This is a genomic window from uncultured Campylobacter sp., from assembly GCF_905372745.1.
GTDB lineage: Bacteria > Campylobacterota > Campylobacteria > Campylobacterales > Campylobacteraceae > Campylobacter_A.
This window is the reverse complement of record NZ_CAJPQR010000007.1, coordinates 1-17,711: the sequence shown is the minus strand read 5'-3', so window position 1 is coordinate 17,711 and position 17,711 is coordinate 1. Positions and strand designations below refer to the sequence as shown.

Annotated in this window: 19 protein-coding genes and 1 tRNA gene; 19 read left to right on the top strand and 1 reads right to left on the bottom strand. The window is 46.7% G+C overall.

Going from position 1 to position 17,711, the window contains the following annotated elements; genetic code table 11:
• Window positions 1–62 precede the first annotated feature (62 nt).
• From QZ157_RS03195 to QZ157_RS03120, 16 genes are all read left to right on the top strand, one after another.
• Window positions 63–644 carry a 6-carboxytetrahydropterin synthase gene (locus tag QZ157_RS03195; RefSeq protein ID WP_295141714.1) on the top strand — a complete coding sequence of 194 codons (582 nt, stop codon included), beginning with the start codon at window positions 63–65 and terminating at the stop codon, window positions 642–644.
• 5 nt (window positions 645–649) lie between these two features.
• Entirely contained in the window at window positions 650–832 is a 183-nt protein-coding gene (locus tag QZ157_RS03190) for a hypothetical protein (protein WP_295141711.1), read from the top strand.
• Window positions 829–1,242 (top strand): hypothetical protein, encoded by a 414-nt coding sequence (locus QZ157_RS03185; protein ID WP_295141708.1) that lies wholly within the window; start codon window positions 829–831, stop codon window positions 1,240–1,242. Before QZ157_RS03190 ends, QZ157_RS03185 begins: the two co-directional genes overlap by 4 nt.
• The gene (locus tag QZ157_RS03180; RefSeq protein ID WP_295141705.1) at window positions 1,239–1,895 is read left to right on the top strand and encodes a 16S rRNA (uracil(1498)-N(3))-methyltransferase; all 657 of its coding nucleotides are present in this window, start codon (window positions 1,239–1,241) and stop codon (window positions 1,893–1,895) included. Before QZ157_RS03185 ends, QZ157_RS03180 begins: the two co-directional genes overlap by 4 nt.
• An 85-nt stretch (window positions 1,896–1,980) precedes the next feature.
• Window positions 1,981–2,181, top strand: a complete 201-nt coding sequence (gene rpmE, locus QZ157_RS03175; RefSeq protein WP_009495090.1) for a 50S ribosomal protein L31 — start codon at window positions 1,981–1,983, stop codon at window positions 2,179–2,181.
• Between the two features lie 4 nt (window positions 2,182–2,185).
• Entirely contained in the window at window positions 2,186–2,998 is an 813-nt protein-coding gene (gene rsmI, locus QZ157_RS03170; RefSeq protein ID WP_295141699.1) for a 16S rRNA (cytidine(1402)-2'-O)-methyltransferase, read from the top strand.
• An 80-nt stretch (window positions 2,999–3,078) separates the two neighbouring features.
• Window positions 3,079–3,759 carry a 23S rRNA (guanosine(2251)-2'-O)-methyltransferase RlmB gene (gene rlmB / locus QZ157_RS03165; protein WP_295141696.1) on the top strand — a complete coding sequence of 227 codons (681 nt, stop codon included), beginning with the start codon at window positions 3,079–3,081 and terminating at the stop codon, window positions 3,757–3,759.
• Window positions 3,752–4,783: a phosphatidylglycerophosphate synthase gene (locus tag QZ157_RS03160; protein ID WP_295141693.1), complete on the top strand. Its 1,032-nt coding sequence runs from the start codon at window positions 3,752–3,754 to the stop codon at window positions 4,781–4,783. Before rlmB ends, QZ157_RS03160 begins: the two co-directional genes overlap by 8 nt.
• On the top strand, window positions 4,777–5,574 hold the full coding sequence (locus QZ157_RS03155) for a hypothetical protein (protein ID WP_295141690.1): 798 nt from the start codon (window positions 4,777–4,779) through the stop codon (window positions 5,572–5,574). Before QZ157_RS03160 ends, QZ157_RS03155 begins: the two co-directional genes overlap by 7 nt.
• 10 nt (window positions 5,575–5,584) lie before the next feature.
• Complete coding sequence (locus QZ157_RS03150; protein WP_295141688.1) at window positions 5,585–6,793, top strand: LL-diaminopimelate aminotransferase; 1,209 nt, start codon at window positions 5,585–5,587, stop codon at window positions 6,791–6,793.
• Window positions 6,790–8,052, top strand: coding sequence for a homoserine dehydrogenase (locus QZ157_RS03145; RefSeq protein WP_295141685.1), 1,263 nt, complete (start codon window positions 6,790–6,792; stop codon window positions 8,050–8,052). Before QZ157_RS03150 ends, QZ157_RS03145 begins: the two co-directional genes overlap by 4 nt.
• A gap of 3 nt (window positions 8,053–8,055) precedes the next feature.
• A complete protein-coding gene (locus tag QZ157_RS03140) occupies window positions 8,056–8,394 on the top strand; it encodes a YraN family protein (RefSeq protein WP_295141682.1) in 339 nt (112 codons plus the stop codon).
• 70 nt (window positions 8,395–8,464) lie between these two features.
• Window positions 8,465–8,779 carry a thioredoxin gene (gene trxA, locus QZ157_RS03135; protein WP_295141679.1) on the top strand — a complete coding sequence of 105 codons (315 nt, stop codon included), beginning with the start codon at window positions 8,465–8,467 and terminating at the stop codon, window positions 8,777–8,779.
• Window positions 8,779–9,228: a hypothetical protein gene (locus tag QZ157_RS03130; RefSeq protein WP_295141677.1), complete on the top strand. Its 450-nt coding sequence runs from the start codon at window positions 8,779–8,781 to the stop codon at window positions 9,226–9,228. The genes trxA and QZ157_RS03130 overlap by 1 nt, the downstream gene beginning before the upstream one ends.
• A gap of 10 nt (window positions 9,229–9,238) precedes the next feature.
• Window positions 9,239–10,177 carry an FAD-dependent oxidoreductase gene (locus QZ157_RS03125; RefSeq protein ID WP_295141675.1) on the top strand — a complete coding sequence of 313 codons (939 nt, stop codon included), beginning with the start codon at window positions 9,239–9,241 and terminating at the stop codon, window positions 10,175–10,177.
• A 220-nt stretch (window positions 10,178–10,397) separates the two neighbouring features.
• Entirely contained in the window at window positions 10,398–11,681 is a 1,284-nt protein-coding gene (locus QZ157_RS03120; protein ID WP_295141672.1) for an ankyrin repeat domain-containing protein, read from the top strand.
• A 271-nt stretch (window positions 11,682–11,952) separates the two neighbouring features.
• Here the strand turns inward: QZ157_RS03120 and QZ157_RS03115 are convergent, their stop codons facing one another.
• Entirely contained in the window at window positions 11,953–14,796 is a 2,844-nt protein-coding gene (locus tag QZ157_RS03115; RefSeq protein WP_295141669.1) for a M16 family metallopeptidase, read from the bottom strand.
• A 142-nt stretch (window positions 14,797–14,938) separates the two neighbouring features.
• Here QZ157_RS03115 and dapB point away from each other — a divergent pair, with 142 nt between their 5' ends.
• The 3 genes from dapB to QZ157_RS03100 all read left to right on the top strand — a co-directional run bounded on the left by dapB (window position 14,939) and on the right by QZ157_RS03100 (window position 17,701).
• On the top strand, window positions 14,939–15,706 hold the full coding sequence (dapB, locus tag QZ157_RS03110) for a 4-hydroxy-tetrahydrodipicolinate reductase (protein WP_295141666.1): 768 nt from the start codon (window positions 14,939–14,941) through the stop codon (window positions 15,704–15,706).
• A 309-nt stretch (window positions 15,707–16,015) separates the two neighbouring features.
• A complete protein-coding gene (gene purF / locus QZ157_RS03105; protein WP_295141663.1) occupies window positions 16,016–17,353 on the top strand; it encodes an amidophosphoribosyltransferase in 1,338 nt (445 codons plus the stop codon).
• 271 nt (window positions 17,354–17,624) lie between these two features.
• A tRNA-Met gene (locus tag QZ157_RS03100) sits at window positions 17,625–17,701 on the top strand.
• Window positions 17,702–17,711 lie beyond the last annotated feature (10 nt).

The window sequence follows — 17,711 nt, the reverse complement described above, 5'->3', positions numbered from 1 at the left end:
TTAGGCAGCATCACCCGCATCTTTACGGCGCGAAACGGTAAAATTTAATAAACGGAGCTAAAATGATAATAAGAAAAATGTTTAAATTTGAAAACGCTCACATAGTTAGATTTTGTAGCTCAAAACGCTGCAAAACGAGCATCCACGGGCATTCTTACAGGGCTGAAATTTTACTTGAGTCAAATTTTCTCGATAACGCGGGGATGGTGTATGATTTTGGCCTGATGAAGCGCGAAATCGGCTGCATCATCGATAGCTTTGATCACTGCACGACGATATTTAGCGGCGACGAAGCCGAGTACAAAAACGACCTCAAAAAGCACTCCGCGCGCTGGGTAGAGATCCCGCTAAACCCCTCTGCAGAGCAGTTTTGCAGGATATTTTTCGTGATGATAGATAGGCTTTTAAAAGCCACTCAGATGCAAAACGGCGAGCGCGAAGTGAAGCTTCACAGCATCATCGTCCACGAGACTGATACGGGCTACGCGCAGTGCTTCAGAGAGGATGCGTATAACGCTAAAATGGGCGAGGTAAATTTAAACGAGGTCGTCTTTTCCGAGGGCGTGAGAGTCGAGTGGGAGGACGCGGAGCTGTTTGAGAAGATCAAACTAGGCAAAAAAATAGTAAATCCAAAGGAGGTCTAGCGCAAATGAGGAAAATTCTTGCGATTTTGACGCTGACGGCTCTAATCTTTAGCGGCTGCGAGGACGAAAAAAGCTCGCCTGAACTAGATCTAAACGAAACCGTCCCCAGCGACGTACCTATCGCACAAAGCGACGCAAACGTGAGTATCGACGAAAATATGCCGCCGGAACCGGTGCCTGAAAAATGAAATTTAACGAACATCTATCAGAGCTCTACGAGCTAGCGCGCTCTATACATATCGGGCTTGCCTTTACGCTTTTGGCGTTAGTCGCGACGCACTTTTGCCTGATAAATTTCGGTATAAATTCGCCAGCCTACGCTAAACGCATCAGGCTATTTTTGCCCACCTACTACTCGTTTTTGGCCGCGATGATGCTTACGGGGCTGCTTTTGATGAGCGTTTTTTACTTTTATCTGGGCCTCAAAGCTCTTGTTATGATCGCTGTTTGGATGCTGCTTATCGGGCTTGGAGCAATGGAGTTTAAGCAGCTAAAAAAGGCGATGAAAACTAAAAATTTTGCTGATTTTAGAGCCAAAATGCGCCTAAAAATCGCGGCCGATTTTGTTTTTATACTAATTGCAAGCGGGGTGAGATGAAATTTTTATATTCAAAAGAAGCAAAAAACGAGCAAATAAGGCTTGATGGAGAGGCGTTTTTGCACCTAAAGGCGCGGCGAGCGAAGGTAGGCGAGCGCATCGACGTGCGAAATTTGACCGACGGACAAAACCACATCTATGAAATCGTAAATTTAGACAAAAGGGGTGCGGAGCTAAATTTGATATTTTCGCACGACGTGGAAGCGCGAAATAGCGATCTAACGCTAGCCTGGGCCGTCGTCGATCCAAAAACGATCGAAAAAACGCTGCCTAGCCTAAACGAAATGGGCGTAGCTAAAATCGTCTTTTTTTACGGCGAATTTTCGCAAAAAAACTTTAAGCTCGATTTTTCGCGCCTAGAGCGCATTTTGATAAGCTCGTGCGAGCAGTGCGGACGAAACGATTTGATGAAATTTGAAATTTATAAAAGCTTAGACGAATTAGTCAAATTTTACCCAAATGTCGCTCTTATCGACTTTGAAGGCGAAAACCTAGATGGCTACGCGGGCAAGGAAATTTTAGCGATCGGCCCCGAGGGAGGATTTAGCGGGAGCGAGCGAGAGGCGGTCGCCAAAAAATACGGACTGAGAGCAAAAAATATTTTGCGCTCGCAAACAGCGATTTTAGGCATAGCGGCTAAAATTTTAATTTAAATTTGATTTTTTACGAAGTTTTTTGTATAATCTCGCCTTACTTTAAATAAAAATTAAAAAATCAGACCGATAAAAGGATAAAATGATGAAAAAAGAAATTCATCCAGAATTTGTTGAGTGCAAAGTAACTTGCGCTTGCGGCAACACCTTCACTACGAAGTCAAACAAAAGCGAGATCAGAGTAGATATCTGCTCAGAGTGCCATCCGTTTTTTACGGGCAGTGAAAAGATCGTAGATAGCGCGGGCCGCGTCGATAAATTTAAGAAAAAATATAACTTAAAATAATCCTTTGCTATATTTCGTTCCTACGCCGATAGGAAATTTAAGCGATATCTCGCTTCGCGCTTTGAGCGTTTTGCGCGAATGCGAGATACTCTTTTGCGAAGATACCAGAGTCGCAAAATCTCTCATAAACCTGCTAAATACGCGTTTTGACGCAAATATAAACATCCAAAATTTTATCCCGCTACACACGCATAACGAAGATGAAATTTTATCCAAAATCAAGCTTGAGATTTTTGATAAAAACGTTGCGTTTTTAAGCGATGCGGGAATGCCGGGCATCAGCGATCCTGGAGCCGCGCTCGTAAATTTCGCGATAAAAAACGACATCGCATACGAAGTGCTGAGCGGATCAAATGCCGCACTCTTAGCCGTCGTCGCAAGCGGTCTTTGCGAAAAAGAATTTTGCTTTCTAGGATTTTTGCCAAACAACGGCAAAGAGCGAGCCGCAGCGGTGCAAAATGCGCTAAATTCGCCGTTTCCCGTAGTCATCTACGAAAGCCCAAAACGTATACTTTCGCTCATTTTAGACTTTGCCAAGCTTGAGCCGGATAGAGAAATTTTTGCCATAAAAGAGGCGACGAAAAAATTTGAAACAAAATTTAGAGCCGCGGCAAACAATCTGGCAAAAAAGCTACAAGAGTCGAATCTAAGCGGTGAGTGGTGCGTCGTAGTGCAAAAAAATCCAAATTTTACCTCAGAAAAAATCACTCAAAACGATATTTTAGAACTTGAAATTTCGCCTAAAGCCAAGGCCAAACTCCTAGCAAAAATTACGGGCAAAAGCGCTAAAGAAATTTACTCCGAACTTGCTCGCTAAAATCGCATACGGACTTAGCAAAGGGCGAAATTATCTAAAAATTTAGCTAAATTTTACCGATTTTTAGCTATTATCAGGCGATGATAATATACGGTAAACAGCTATTTTTGCACATCATAAAAAACTATAAAAAAAACGTCAAAACAGTCTATCTCGCCAAAGAGTGCGACAAGACGCTATTTTCGCAGATCGTAGGCATCGGCGCGCCGATAAAACGCGTAGATAACCAAAAAGCTCAAGCTCTCGCGCGCGGCGGCAATCACCAAGGTTTTTTAGCCGAGGTCGAAGAGTTTGAGTTTAAGAGTATCGACGAGATAAAAAAACAAAATTTTATAGCGGTTTTATACGGACTTAGCGATGTCGGAAACATCGGCGCCATCGTCAGAACGGCGCATGCACTCGGCTGCGGAGGCATCGTCGTCGTCGCTAAAAATTTAGCGATGGAAGGCATCCTGCGAGCTAGTAGCGCAGCGGCTTACGAGGCAAACATCGCTCTTGTAGAAGACGGCCTTAGCTTGCTAAACGAGCTAAAACAGGTCGGTTTTAAAATTTACGCCACGGCAAGCGGCGGCAAAAACGCTCACGAGGTCAAATTTAACCAAAAAGTCGCGCTCGTGATGGGCAGCGAGGGCGAAGGCTTGCATAAAAAAGTCCTTGCCAAAAGCGACGAAATAGTAGGAATAAAAATGAAAAACGACTGGGACAGCCTAAACGTCTCGGCTGCGTTTGCCATACTTTGCGATAGGATTATAAATGAATGACATAAGTTTGCTAAAAGAATTAGGGCTTAGCGAGGTCGCCAGAAGAACGCACATCGAGGCAGAATATCTAGGCTACATCGCCGATAAAAATTTTGAAAAGTTGGCACGTTTTAACGTCAAGGGTTTTGTTAAAATTCTGGAGCGCGAGCTTGATATCGACTTTACGTCGTGGATGCGAGAATACGAGACGTTTATGGCCGAGCACGAGAGCGAGTTAAAGCATAAAACTATAACCATATCGCCTAAAATTCCGGCCTATACCGCAAGCGAAAAATCCTCTTACGGCGGTATGCTGGGCGGCATCATCGCTATTTGCGCGATAGGCGCTTTGATTTACTTTTTTGAGCCCCAAAAATACATCGGCGACCTCTCGAGTTTCTTTGAGGACAAAAACAAAAGCGTGACTTACTCCGATACAAACGTAGTGCAACAGGCGACTAAAAATTTAGACTCCATCAAAGACGCAAATATCACGGTCAGCGTGTCGTCCTCTCCCTCTACAAAGGCGCAAGACGAGCTTAGCAATAGCGAAGAAAACGTCTCAAATTTAGCTATACCTAACGCCGCTCAACCTCTACCCGAGATAAACGTAACCGTCGCGACGGTCGCGCAGCCAAAACCTATAGAGCAAAATACAGGTCAAAATTTGCAACCTACCGAGATGTCAAATAAAACCGAGCAAAATATAACCGCTACCGTTTCATCTACGCCTAAAACCGGCGATATATACGAATTAAACGGGCTTAGCGAGATAAAAGTCGTCCCTCGTAAAAAAGTATGGCTTGGGGTGATAAACCTGGACGACAATAAAAAACGCTCGCTAAATGCTTCAAATCCAGTCACTATCGAGATAGGTAAAAAGCAGCTCGTCGTTACCGGCCACGGCGAGGTAAATTTAGAAATCGGCGAGCAAAATATCAAATTTAGCGGCGACAACCCAAAGCGCTTTCTAGTCGAAAAAGATAAGGTAACTCCGCTTTCATTTGATGAATTCGTAGCGCTTAACAAAGGCAAATCATGGTAAAAAAGCTCCAACTTTTAGTCCTTAGCGCGGTCTTTTGTTTTGCGGGCAGCGTGGCGGATATAGCAGGCGGATTGCTCGGTCAAAATAGCGCAAAATCGACCCAGCTCTTTGGCGACGGCTCGGCATATCTAAACGCAAACGGCAAGCCCGACATCGCCAAAATTTCAAACGTTTTAAAGTCAAATTCGCTCCTACGCCTATCCTACAAGCAAAACGTAAAAGTAAATATCAAATTTATCTCGCGTCAAAACAATCCGTTGCTTCTCATTAAAATCGCCAAAGACGCCCTAAACGGACTAGGCTATAACGACATCTTAACGAGCGAATTTTCTAGTGCCGGCGGTGCGACTTGGGGAGTAACCGTAGATACTAAATTTATCCCTGATCCAGGCTCGCTATACTCTGCCTTTAAAGAAAGCGGCACCGAAATAACAGATATAAACAGGGCCGGCGAGCTATCCTACGAGTACGTCATCGACGCGTCAAATTCGTCGATCAATCAAACCCCGGTACCGTTTTCGCAGCAGGTTCAGCTCTCAAAACCGCTTGAGCCCTATCTCATCGACGTTAGCGGCGCAAAAGTCGCCGCCATAGGCGCAGACGGGGAGGATCGCTGGTCGGCTATCGTGAGAATTTTGGATAAAAATTTAAATTTACTCGAGGAAAAACGAAGCGACAAGGCTATAAATAGCCTAAAGGTTTCCTTTCCGCAAAACGCAAAATATCTAATGATCGATGATGCGGTCAGTCTAGAAAATATCAAACGAGGGCTCAAAATCTACCTAGAATAAGGAAAAATTTATGTTTGACGAGATTAGATTTAATACGATTGAAAGGCTTCCAAACTACGTATTTGCCGAGGTAAACGCTATAAAAATGGCCGCACGCCGAGCAGGCGAGGATATCATCGACTTTTCCATGGGAAACCCGGAGGGTCGCACACCTCAGCACATCGTCGATAAACTCTGCGAAAGCGCGCAAAAAGACAAAACCCACGGCTACTCGGCGAGCGCTGGCATCTACAAACTCCGTCTAGCCATCTGCAACTGGTATAAGCGCAAATACGGCGTAAATTTAGACCCAGATACCGAGGCCGTTGCCGTTATGGGCAGCAAAGAGGGCTTCGTGCATCTAGCCCAAGCGATAGTAAATCCGGGCGACGTAGCCGTAGTACCGGATCCCGCATACCCTATACACACTCAGGCGTTTTTGTTTGCCGGCGGTAGCGTGGCGAAGATGCCGCTAAAATACAACGATAAATTCGAGCTTGACGAAAATAAATTTTTCGAAGACCTGCTTCACACTATTCGCTCAAGCTCGCCGAGACCTAAATACGTCGTCGTAAATTTCCCGCACAATCCAACTACCGTAACCGTGCAAAAGAGCTTCTACGAGCGGCTAGTCGCGATGAGCAAGCAAGAGCGCTTTTACGTGATCTCGGACATCGCCTACGCAGACCTCACGTTTGACGGCTATAAGACGCCGAGCATCTTTGAAGTAGAAGGCGCAAAAGACGTCGCCGTCGAGTGCTACACGCTATCAAAAAGCTACAATATGGCCGGCTGGCGCGTCGGATTTTTATGCGGAAACAAGCGCCTTTGCGCCGCTCTTAAAAAGATAAAATCATGGGTCGATTACGGCATGTTTACCCCGATACAAGTCTCAGCAACCGTCGCGCTAGACGGCGATCAAAGCTGCGTCGAGGACATCCGTCAAATTTACGAAAAACGTCGCGACGTGATGCTAGAAGCCTTTGCAAGCGCCGGCTGGGAGATGCATAAGCCAAGCTCGAGTATGTTTATCTGGGCAAAAATCCCGCCGCAAGTCGGAAACATCGGCAGCCTCGAGTTTTCTAAACAGCTGCTTACTAAAGCAAGCGTCGCGGTGAGCCCCGGTATCGGCTTTGGCGAAGGCGGCAATGACTATGTGCGCCTTGCTCTTATCGAGAACGAAAACCGTATCCGCCAAGCGGCGCGAAACGTCAAAAAATATCTGAAAGAATTTGCATGAATATAGCCATTTTAGGCGTCGGCACGGTCGGAGAAGCCGTAGCTAAAATTTTACTCCAAAACAAAAAACTAATCGCGGCAAGATGCGGCGAAGAGATAGTTCCGGTTATCGGCGTCGTTAGAAATTTAAGCAAAAAAAGAGACGTCGCCATCCCTCTCACGGACGATATAGATAGCGTCCTAGAGCGCGAGGATATCGATGTTTTCGTCGAGCTTATGGGCGGCGTCGAGGAGCCTTTTAGGGTCGTTAGCAAAATTTTAGAGCGCAAAAAAGCCGTCGTAACGGCAAACAAAGCGCTACTAGCCTATCACCGCTACGCCTTGCAAAATTTGGCGCAAAACACGCCGTTTGGCTTCGAGGCTAGCGTCGCGGGCGGCATACCTATCATCAGAGCTCTTCGCGAGGGCCTTAGTGCCAACCACATCCTAAGCATCAATGGGATTTTAAACGGCACGAGCAACTACATCTTAACCTCGATGATGAGCAAGGGATCAAATTTCGCGGACGCGCTAAAAAAAGCCCAGGAGCTAGGCTACGCCGAGGCCGATCCGACCTTTGACGTCGGGGGCTTTGACGCGGCGCACAAGCTACTGATCCTAGCTAGCATCGCATACGGCGTGCACGGCAACCCCGAAGACATCCTAATAGAAGGCATCGAAGGCATCACGCCCGAGGATATCTTTTTCGCCAACGATTTCGAGTACGTGATTAAACTGCTCGCCATCGCCAAAAAAACCGGCGACAAGGTCGAGCTGCGCGTACATCCGGCGCTAGTACCTAAAGATAAAATGATAGCTAAAACAGACGGCGTAACAAATGCCGTGAGCGTAGTGGGAGACGCGGTCGGAGAGACGATGTTTTACGGTCCGGGCGCTGGCGGTCCGGCGACGGCAAGCTCGATCATCAGCGACTTGATCGACATCGCCAGAGACGGCAAATCCCCGATGCTAGGCTACAAGGCGCCCTTTGAGCTAAATGCGCTTGAGCTTTTAGATCCGAGCGAAATTTGCACGAAGTATTATTTTAGGCTTAGAGTCGAGGACAAAGTCGGCGTGCTGGCTAAAATCACGAATTTAATGAGTGAAAACAACCTCTCCATCGATAGCCTGCTGCAAAAACCGAAGGACGAAAGTCCGTATGCGACGCTATTTTTCACGACGCACGCGAGCGTGGAAAAGGACGTGAGGCGCACTATGGAAATTTTGCAAGAGCAAGAGTTCGTAAAAGAAAAGCCTTTTATGATGAGGATAGAAGAGTAAAATTTGGGGCTTAGGGCGTATCTTTTCGGCAAGAGTTCGGAGGATCTGGCTTGCGAGTTTTTGCTAAAAAACGGCTGCGAGATACTCGCTAGAAATTTTAGCTCTAAATTCGGCGAGATCGACGTCATCGCTAAAAAAGACGGCATCTTGCGCTTCGTCGAAATCAAAGCTACGCAGGGCGACTACGAGGCAGAGTATCGCCTCACGCCCGCTAAATTTAATAAAATTTTAAAAACTATCGATTTTTATCTGTTGCAAAACGGCGCTAACGCCGATTTTCAGGTCGATTTGATCGCGATAAAAAAGAGCGAGATAAAGTGGATAGAAAATATTAGTTTGTAAAAATTCTTATTTAGCTAAAATTTAAATACTTTCGTGTATAATTACGACTATCTTTAAAAAGGAGAATAAAATGGGAAAATACATAGAACTAACGACTGCGAATTTCGACGTCGTCAAAGAGGGCGTTGCGCTAGTAGATTTTTGGGCGCCTTGGTGCGGACCTTGCCGTATGCTTGCTCCGGTCATCGACGAGCTAGCTGAGGAGTTTGAGGGCAAAGCTAAAATTTGCAAAGTAAACACCGACGAGGTGCAAGACCTAGCCGTAGAATTCGGCATCCGCTCGATCCCTACGATTTTGTTTTTCAAAAACGGAGAGCTAGTCGATCAGCTAGTAGGCGCGCAATCAAAGCAAGTCCTATCCGATAAGATAAATTCGCTTCTTTAATGGTTTTTAGACGAGGAGGAAGCCTGCTTCCTCTTACCTCCGTTTTTGCGTCCTTTATCGGTGCAGCGCTGGTAGCAGGCGTATTTGCTTACAATAATTACAGATTTTCGCAGTATAAATTCGTAAATTTTAACGAGCTGATTTTTTATGAGCAGGCTCAAATTTTCGCACCGCAAGACGATAAATTTTTACTCGTGGTTTTTAGCTCCAACCAATCAGATTGGAAGGAAATTTTAAAAACTTCAAGCAAGGATTTAAAAATCGTCGCCGTGGATTTACTCCAAAAACGCGCGCCCAGCGAGGGAAATATAAATTTCGTCGCTTCGGATATAAATACGATTTTAAAGCTGATGCACGTCCTAAATATCACGGCTTTGCCCGCAAGCGTGGAGCTAAAGGCGCAAAAGGGCGGCGTTTATAAACAAGATTCGAAAATAAATAAAATTTAAAGGAAAAAATATGTTAGATTTAGCAATCATCGGAGGCGGTCCCGCCGGACTTAGCGCGGGACTTTACGCCACTCGCGGCGGGCTAAAAAACGTCGTAATGTTTGAAAAAGGAATGCCCGGCGGCCAGATTACGAGCAGCTCCGAGATAGAAAACTATCCGGGCCAAAAAGCGCCGGGCGAGAGCGGCATCGACTTCATGAGTACGTGGGTCGCGCAGTGCACGCATTTTGGCCTAAAGCACGAGATGGCGGGCGTTGAGCGCGTGATAAAAAATTCAGACGGCAGCTTCACGGTCAAGCTTGAAGGCGGCAAAGAAGAGCAGGCCAAAGCAGTCATCGTAGCCACCGGCTCTACTCCGCGCCGCGCGGGCTTTGCGGGCGAGGACGAGTTTTTCGGCAGAGGCGTGAGCACCTGCGCGACCTGCGACGGATTTTTCTATAAAAACAAAGAAGTCGCGGTTCTAGGCGGCGGCGACACGGCGATCGAGGAGGCCCTATATCTAGCCAACATCTGCTCGCGCGTCTACATCATCCACCGCAGAGACGAGTTTCGTGCAGCGCCCGTCACGCTAGAAAAGGCTCGCGCTAACGCCAAAATCGAGTTTATCACGAGCGCCACGATCAAGCAGGCCTACGGCGACAAAGCAGGCCTCGCAGGTCTAATCATAAACACGAAAGATGGCGAGCGCGATCTAAAAGTGCCGGGCGTTTTCGTATTCGTCGGACTTAACGTAAACAACGACGTCCTTCGCCAAGAAAACGGCGAGTTTTTGTGCGATATGGAGGCAGGCGGCCAGGTTAGCGTCGATCTAAAAATGCAAACTAACGTGCATGGGCTATTTGCCGCGGGCGACATCAGAAAAGACGCGCCAAAACAAGTCATCGTAGCCGCAGGAGACGGTGCTGTAGCGGCACTTAGCGCGCTTAGCTATATCGAGAGCTTACACTAAGATTTATCAAATTTAGCCGAGCTTTTCGGCTAAATTTCCTCTTTTTACTTCAAATTTTCCCAAATTTACCGAGTTTTGTTTCGTCCTTTTAAATTTAGTCAAATTTGCCTTGATTTAAATTTCACCGCATTTTTCAAATTTACCACCCCCAAATTCACTCAAATTTAACCGCCCTTTAGCTAAGATTTCGTAAATTTAATCATAAGCAAAAGGATCGAATTTGCAAAGCTTTTTTAAATTTCTATTCACCCTCGCCGCCTTTACCGCTATCCTATTTTATCTTTCTTTTTTAGGAGTTAAATTTGGTAAATTTGGTTCGAGCTCTATGCCGACTGGTTTCACCGTCACTCCCGATACTAAAATAGATCCAAACTCCGAGCTAGCTAAATACGTAACGCAAGAGGAGATAGACGACTTTGGTTTTAGGTGCGCAGATATCGTTTGCGATGAGGAGAAAAACGCTACGCTAGTACCTTTAAGAGCCGCTCTTGATAGAAAAGATACCGATTTCGTAGTTAAATTTATAAAAGATAACAACCTAAGCGTAGACGTTGGCATGAGAGACAAAAGAACTCCGCTGATGTACAGCTCTTTTAGAAACGACGTAAATACCTCTAAGGCTTTGATAAATTTAGGAGCCGATATAAGGGCTAAAGATAGATTCGGCTTGTCTCCTATGGCTTATGCCATTATGTTAAACTCCGTTGATACCGCCAAAATACTACTAGAAAAAGGGGTTAAATTTGAAGAGGTGGAGTATGTGGCTTATTTTATACTCGACTCAAAAGATAGCTACGAATGGATATCAACGCTCACGATAGACGACAACAACATAACAATAAACTATAAAGTCGATCCAAAATATCCCGATACCGACATAAATAATCCGACCTGCGTCGAGAGATGCACGAAAGATAAAGTTGAGCCGTTTAAATACGTAGTTTCAAAAAACCTACCACAAATGGCAGAACTAATGCTAAGCAAGGGGTATAAACCTAAAGAATTTAAAATGGGAAGCGGACTACAGGGCATAAAAGACGAAGAGAAAAATAGGCCGTTACAGCTAAGCGGCTGGGCTATCCTAGATGACTACGAAGACTACAAACCAATGCTTGACGTCTTTATAAAATACGACCTACCAAATCCCCCGACTAAGGAGCAACTAAAGGATGCATATGGGGAGTGCTACGATAGATATGTGCTTAGTATTTTGTTTGCATATGCAATACACAATAATGGAACACATTATTTGAAATATGAAAATTTAACAAGAAATGTGTTACAAAAATACTGCTCGGAGAAAAATTCTACCTTTAGCGACGTAAGGACTTTTATGGCTTGGGCAAACGAGTATGAAAAAGCGGATGCAATGCAAGACATCTTGTTTTCCGACAAAAAAGATAAGGTAGTATTTGAAAACAACGCAACCGAATATGTAATAAAGCCATACAAGAAACTAACTTCTGATGAAATAAAAAATATAGTTGAAAGCAAATATAGGTGATTTACGTAGATGGCAACCGAAGTAAATCTAGCCCAAGCTCAAATTTGAGGTAAAATAATCTCGGCGTGAAGACGAAGCCAAAATATAAATTCGGCCGAATGAAATTTGAGCTCGCAGCGGCACAAATTTAAAATTTAAGCGGACGAAATTTGACGAGACCGTCTGTAAATTTGCCCGTCAAATTTTAAATTTAACAGCTCCCAGCCGAATCTAAAGCCAAATTTGCGCTCGTCGCCTGGGCAGCAAATCAAATTTACCGCCGAGGCTTAATTTACTTCGCCACGGCGGGGTTATTTACGCTTATCACGACGTTTTTCTCGTCCAGATAGAGCTTCGCCGCGTCTTTCACGTCCTGCTCGGTGAGCGCATTTACCGTCTTTTCGTACTCGTCCAGGCTCAAAACCTCATCGCCAAAAACCAGCTCGCGCATGAGCGCGCGCGTCCAAAACTCGCCCTGAATGTAGGATTGGCGCATTTTTACGAGGGCTGATTTTTTGAAATTTTGCAGATAGCGTTTGACGTCCGCGCCGCCTTTTAGCTCGGCGACATTTGATTTTATCTCGCCCAGCACGGCATTTACGTTATCAGGCGCCGCCGTAAAGCCAAAATGCGCGGTGAAGCTTTCGTACGGGTATTTTGCGAGATTCATATGCACGCCCAGGCCGTAAACCTGCCCGCGGTCCTCGCGCACGTCCTCACGCAGCATCATCGAAAGCACCGCAGATAGGGCATTTACGCGCAGTAACTCCGGGCGCGAATACTTCACGTTTTCGTTTTTTATTATCATCGCGGCGTCGCTTCGCTGCGTGGTTTGGTAGCTTCGCTTAAACTCCCGCTCGCCAGAAATCGTCCTCACGCCGTCATCGACAAAGTTTTCACGCTGCGCGCGTGCGGGTAAATTTGCCAGATATTTTTGCAAAAACGGCTCGGCCGCAGTCAAATTTAGATCGCCGACCACAATAAAATCATACGACGCCGCGTTGGTAAATTTCTCCTTCACTATCTTTTTTACGTCGTTCATCTGCAGTTCGTTTATATCCGCGGCCTCGAGCGGGTTCGTTCGCGGGTTGTTTTCGTAGAAAAACCTCGCAAATTCGTCGCGAAATTTGCGCTCGGGCAGATTTTTGGTTTTTTCCAGCTTTTCAAGCTCGTTGATTTTCGTCTTTTTTAGCGCGTTTTCGTCAAATCTAGGCTCGCTAAACTCCAAAAACAGCGCGCGCAAAAGCCACTCGAAGTCCGCGCTAGCCGAGCTTGCGCTATATCCTTGCGAAAGCTGATCGATAAATTTGCTATAGCTTAGCTGCTTGCCGCTTAGGATTTTAGCCAGGTCGTAGTTGCTAAACTCCCCCGCCCCGCTCTCGTTTGAGACCTCTACGGCTAGCGCGCCCTGCTTTGGCTTGGCCAAATTCGACGTGCCGCCGCGACTAACCGCGCTTAGCCAGACGACGTCTTTTTTGGTTTTTACCTCCTTAAATGCCACGCGCGCGCCGTTTGGCAGCTCGTAAAGGTAAAAATCAAGCTTTTCGTTATGCTTTTTTGAGACGAAATTTTTAGGCTTTAACGCGCCGTAGTCGAAAAGCTCGCTCTTTGCCTGATTTGAGGCTAGCGTGTCGTACGGCTTTGCCTCCGCCCAAATTTGATCAAATTTAGCCTCGTTTAGCTTTGCTCCTTTGGCGCTAATTACGTTTAAGATTTTTGCGTCGATACCGAGTATGCGCCTAAATTCGGCGTTTACCTCCTCAAGGCTAATGCTCTCAAGCAGCGCCAAAGTAACGTCGCGCAGGTCTTTTTCGCCAAGCAACACGCCGCCGATCCTAGTCGTCTCCTCGATATTTGCCGCGACCGCGCTCGAGCGCTTGTTGCCCGCTTGCAGATAGGCATTTTTAGCCGAGTTTATAAAATCTTTTTTCACGCTTTCAAAGTCCGCCTCGCTAAAGCCAAATTTCTCCACACCCTTTAAAACGCCCGCCAGATCGCTAAGCGCGCCGCTAAAATCATCCTCGACGGCGTTTATCTCAAAGGCGTAAAGCACGTTTTGATCCTCGATGATCGGCGAGTAAAATCGCCCGCGCAGGGCTAAATTTCGCTGCTCGTATATCATCGCGACCAGGTCTGAGATGTAGTTTGCGAGCAAATTTTGTCTAAGCCTTTGGATCTCGCCGTCAAATTTGTACTTTTGCGTGAAGATCAAATTTAGCGAGTTTAGCCCGATCTCGGCCGAGTCGTAGTTGTTTACGCTAAAGCCGCTTTTTATAGGGATAGTTTTACCCGAGCTCACGTAGTCGTTCGTGTTTTTAGCCGAGCTAAAGCTTTGCTTTATCATCTCTTCGATGCGCTTTTTATCAAAGTCGCCGACTGCGATAAATTTCATAAATCTAGGCTGATACGTCCTGCCGTAAAAGCCCTTTATAGTCGCTACGTCGACGTTTTTTACGATATTCATATCGCCGATGGGCGACCTTTTGGCGTAGATGCTATCGCCGTAGAGCTCGGGCACGCGATTTTTGATGTAAAATCTATACGCGGGCGTGTTTCTGGCGCGCTCCTCCTCGACGATGATGCCCCGCTCTTTATCCAGCTCGGCCGCGTCAAAGCTCACGCCGTCGATCCAGTCGCGAAAGACGCGGAAAACGTCCTTTAAATTTTGCTCGTTTACGTGGATTTCTAGCAGATAGCTCGTCTGATCGTAGCTAGTCTGCGCGTTTAGATCCGCGCCAAATGCCACTCCGAGACTCTCTAGCTTTTTGACCAGCTCGTTTTTGCTAAACTCGCGGCTGCCGTTAAAGGCCATGTGCTCGGTAAAGTGCGCAAGTCCCAGCTCGTTTTCGCGCTCGTCGGTCGAGCCGATGTTTACGACTAGGTAAAAATAGGCCGAATTCGCGGGCTGCTTGTTCTCTTTGACGTAGTATTTTAGGCCGTTTGCTAGCTCGCCGCTAATAATGGCGGGGTCTTGGGTCAAATTTAGCTTTTGCGCGGTTTTATCTTTTGCCGTCAAATTTGACGCGCTCAAATTTGCATCCGTCTGCTGCGTTTTAGCCGCCTGCGCTATCGGTGCTTGTTTAGCCAAAACGCTCGCCGCAAAAACGGCTAGAAATAAAAATAAAATTTTCCTCATCGTCGTCCTTTAAATTTAAAAAGCCGATTATATAGCGCGATTTTTAATATTTTTGCCCGCGCGCGGCGAAGACGGCAGCCGTGCTAAATTTATTTTTTATGAAATTTATGCTAAATTTAGGCCAAATTTTAAAGGATAAATTTTGGTAAAAATAGGAATCCACGGCGCAAGCGGCAAAATGGGACGCATGATCATAGAGTGCCTAAAAAACGAGCCTGGCGCAAAGCTTAGCGCGGCTTATACGATAGAGCCGCTTGACTTTGCATTGCCACAGGGCGTCATCCTCACGGATAAATTTGACGAGCTTTTCGCAAACTGCGACGTCGTTATCGACTTTACGATCAAAGATGGCGCGATAAACCTACTAAACTACGCCCGCACCGATCCAAAACCGCTAGTCATCGGCACGACGGGTCTTGGCGAGGACGGCGCGAACCTGCTAAAGCTAGCAAGCGCGGCGATGCCGATACTTTACGCCACCAACATGAGCCTTGGCGTCGCGGTTTTAAACCGATTGGCGGCGCTTGCGTCAAAGGCTTTGCGCGAATTTGACGCCGAGATCGTCGAGCAGCACCACAAACACAAAAAAGACGCTCCAAGCGGCACGGCGCTAACTTTGGGCGAGCGCGTAGCGGCGGCTAGAGGTTTAAATCTAAAAGACGTTTTGGTGACCGGTAGAGACGGGCTAGTCGGAGCTCGCAGCAAGGACGAGATCGCTATCCTAGCGGTGCGAGGCGGCGACGTCGTGGGCAGGCATACGGTCGGATTTTACAACGACGGCGAGTTTATCGAGCTAAATCACACCGCAACTAGCCGCGCGACCTTTGCCAAAGGCGCGATAAAGGCGGCTATTTGGGTGGCGGGGCGAGAGAGCGGGCTGTACGGGATAGATGACTGCCTTGGGCTGTAACGATAACGGCTTATCTCGCGAGCGCCTTTGAAAGAGCTTGAAAATTCGGGCTTGCGGCAGACCGCACGTCTAGCCTCGCCCAAATTTTCTGCGCAACTTTCAAATTCATCTCGCGATATTTCGCCTTATTTTTTATGTTAAATTTTAATATTTTCTTGAAAATTACAGAAAATCGGCGGCGATATTTTTGACTTAGGCGAGGCGAAATTTAAATTTTAAGCGTAAGCTAGACATAAAGTCTGCCGAGCTTGAAATTTAAATTTTAACGAAGTATAAGACAAAAAATAACACCCCTAAAAAAGGAAAAAAATGTGTGCGATAGTTGGAGTGATTAATTCTAAAGATGCGGCAAAAACGGCATATTATGCGCTATTTGCCATGCAACACCGAGGCCAGGAAGCAAGCGGCATCAGCGCATGCGAAAACGGCCGTATAGAAACCGTCAAAGGCCGCGGGCTAGTTACCGAAGTCTTTGACAAGACGAACCTCGAGAGTTTAAAAGGCGATATGGCGATCGGCCACAACCGCTATGCCACCGCAGGCAAAAACTCCGCCGCCGATGCCCAGCCCATCGCCGCGAACTACTCGCTAGGCCAAGTCTCTATCGTGCACAACGGCAACCTCGTAAACAAAGACGAAGTCCGCAACGCGCTAATCGCCGAAGGCGCGATATTTCAGAGCAATATGGATACCGAAAACATCGTGCATCTCATCGCTAGAAGTCGCAGCGAACATCTACAAGACCGCATCATAGCGGCGCTAAAACAGATCAAAGGCGCCTACTGCCTACTCATCCAGTCGCGCCACAAAATTTTCGCCATCCGCGACCGTTGGGGCGTGAGACCGCTCTCGCTGGGGCGCCTAAAAGACGGCGGCTACATCGTAGCTAGCGAGACGTGCGCGTTTGATTTGGTGGGCGCGACCTTTATCCGCGACGTGGAACCCGGCGAGATGCTGGTTTTTGAGCAGGGCAAAAGCGAGTTTGAGAGCGTGCGCCTTTTTGAAGCCAAGCCTAGGGTTTGCGCGTTTGAGTATATCTATTTCGCGCGCCCAGATAGCGTAATCGAGGGCAAAAGCGTCTACGAAGTACGCAAAAAAATGGGCGAAACGCTAGCTAAAAAAAGCAAGATCGACGCGGACTTCGTCGTGCCGGTACCTGATAGCGGCGTACCGGCGGCGCTAGGCTACGCAAACGCTAGCGGGATACCGTTTGAGCTAGCTATCGTGCGCAACCACTACGTCGGACGCACTTTTATCGAGCCGACGCAAGAGATGCGCAATCTCAAAGTTAAACTCAAGCTAAACCCGATGGCAAGCCTGCTCAAGGGCAAAAGCGTAGTCGTCGTGGACGATAGCATCGTACGCGGCACGACTTCTAAAAAGATCGTTGAGCTACTACGTCACGCGGGCGCGAGAGAGATACATTTCAAAGTCGCCTGCCCCGAGCTAAAATACCCGGAGCGCTACGGTATCGATACTCCAAGCTTCGAGGAGCTAATAAGCGCAAACAAAACGCCGGAGGAAGTATGTAAATTTATCGGTGCGGACAGCCTTGAGTTTTTGGACGTGGACGAGCTAGTTAGAAGTATCGGCAGCGAGCGCAAGTACTCGCTGGTTAGCTTTGACGGAGATTATTTTATCAAGTAAATTCGGCTTTTGCCGTTTCAAATTTGACCTATTTTGGCAAATTTGAACTCTCCAAATTTGAGCGGCAAAACCCGCACCTTGAAAATGCAAATTTTTGTTTTTGACGTTTTTGCCTCAAATTTGGATTTCTGTTGATTTAAATTTGACAAATTTGTGACCGAAAATCGCAAATTTAAATTTTAAAATTTGACTTTTGGGTGCCCTACTGCGCAAAAATGAAAATATTTTATCAATATATAAGCAAACGTTGAATATAATTGCGAACTTTAACGTCACGGTAGCTCAGCTGGTTAGAGCGCTGGTCTCATAAGCCGGAGGTCGGGAGTTCAAGTCTCCCCCGTGACACCATAAATGCCCT

Bases quoted from the DNA above. Each gene is read 5' to 3' on its own strand.
- QZ157_RS03195 (WP_295141714.1), top strand. From the start codon at position 63: ATGATAATAAGAAAAATGTTTAAATTTGAAAACGCTCACATAGTTAGA.
- QZ157_RS03190 (WP_295141711.1), top strand. From the start codon at position 650: ATGAGGAAAATTCTTGCGATTTTGACGCTGACGGCTCTAATCTTTAGC.
- QZ157_RS03185 (WP_295141708.1), top strand. From the start codon at position 829: ATGAAATTTAACGAACATCTATCAGAGCTCTACGAGCTAGCGCGCTCT.
- QZ157_RS03180 (WP_295141705.1), top strand. From the start codon at position 1,239: ATGAAATTTTTATATTCAAAAGAAGCAAAAAACGAGCAAATAAGGCTT.
- rpmE (WP_009495090.1), top strand. From the start codon at position 1,981: ATGAAAAAAGAAATTCATCCAGAATTTGTTGAGTGCAAAGTAACTTGC.
- rlmB (WP_295141696.1), top strand. From the start codon at position 3,079: ATGATAATATACGGTAAACAGCTATTTTTGCACATCATAAAAAACTAT.
- QZ157_RS03160 (WP_295141693.1), top strand. From the start codon at position 3,752: ATGAATGACATAAGTTTGCTAAAAGAATTAGGGCTTAGCGAGGTCGCC.
- QZ157_RS03155 (WP_295141690.1), top strand. From the start codon at position 4,777: ATGGTAAAAAAGCTCCAACTTTTAGTCCTTAGCGCGGTCTTTTGTTTT.
- QZ157_RS03150 (WP_295141688.1), top strand. From the start codon at position 5,585: ATGTTTGACGAGATTAGATTTAATACGATTGAAAGGCTTCCAAACTAC.
- QZ157_RS03145 (WP_295141685.1), top strand. From the start codon at position 6,790: ATGAATATAGCCATTTTAGGCGTCGGCACGGTCGGAGAAGCCGTAGCT.
- trxA (WP_295141679.1), top strand. From the start codon at position 8,465: ATGGGAAAATACATAGAACTAACGACTGCGAATTTCGACGTCGTCAAA.
- QZ157_RS03130 (WP_295141677.1), top strand. From the start codon at position 8,779: ATGGTTTTTAGACGAGGAGGAAGCCTGCTTCCTCTTACCTCCGTTTTT.
- QZ157_RS03125 (WP_295141675.1), top strand. From the start codon at position 9,239: ATGTTAGATTTAGCAATCATCGGAGGCGGTCCCGCCGGACTTAGCGCG.
- QZ157_RS03115 (WP_295141669.1), bottom strand. From the start codon at position 14,796: ATGAGGAAAATTTTATTTTTATTTCTAGCCGTTTTTGCGGCGAGCGTT.
- purF (WP_295141663.1), top strand. From the start codon at position 16,016: ATGTGTGCGATAGTTGGAGTGATTAATTCTAAAGATGCGGCAAAAACG.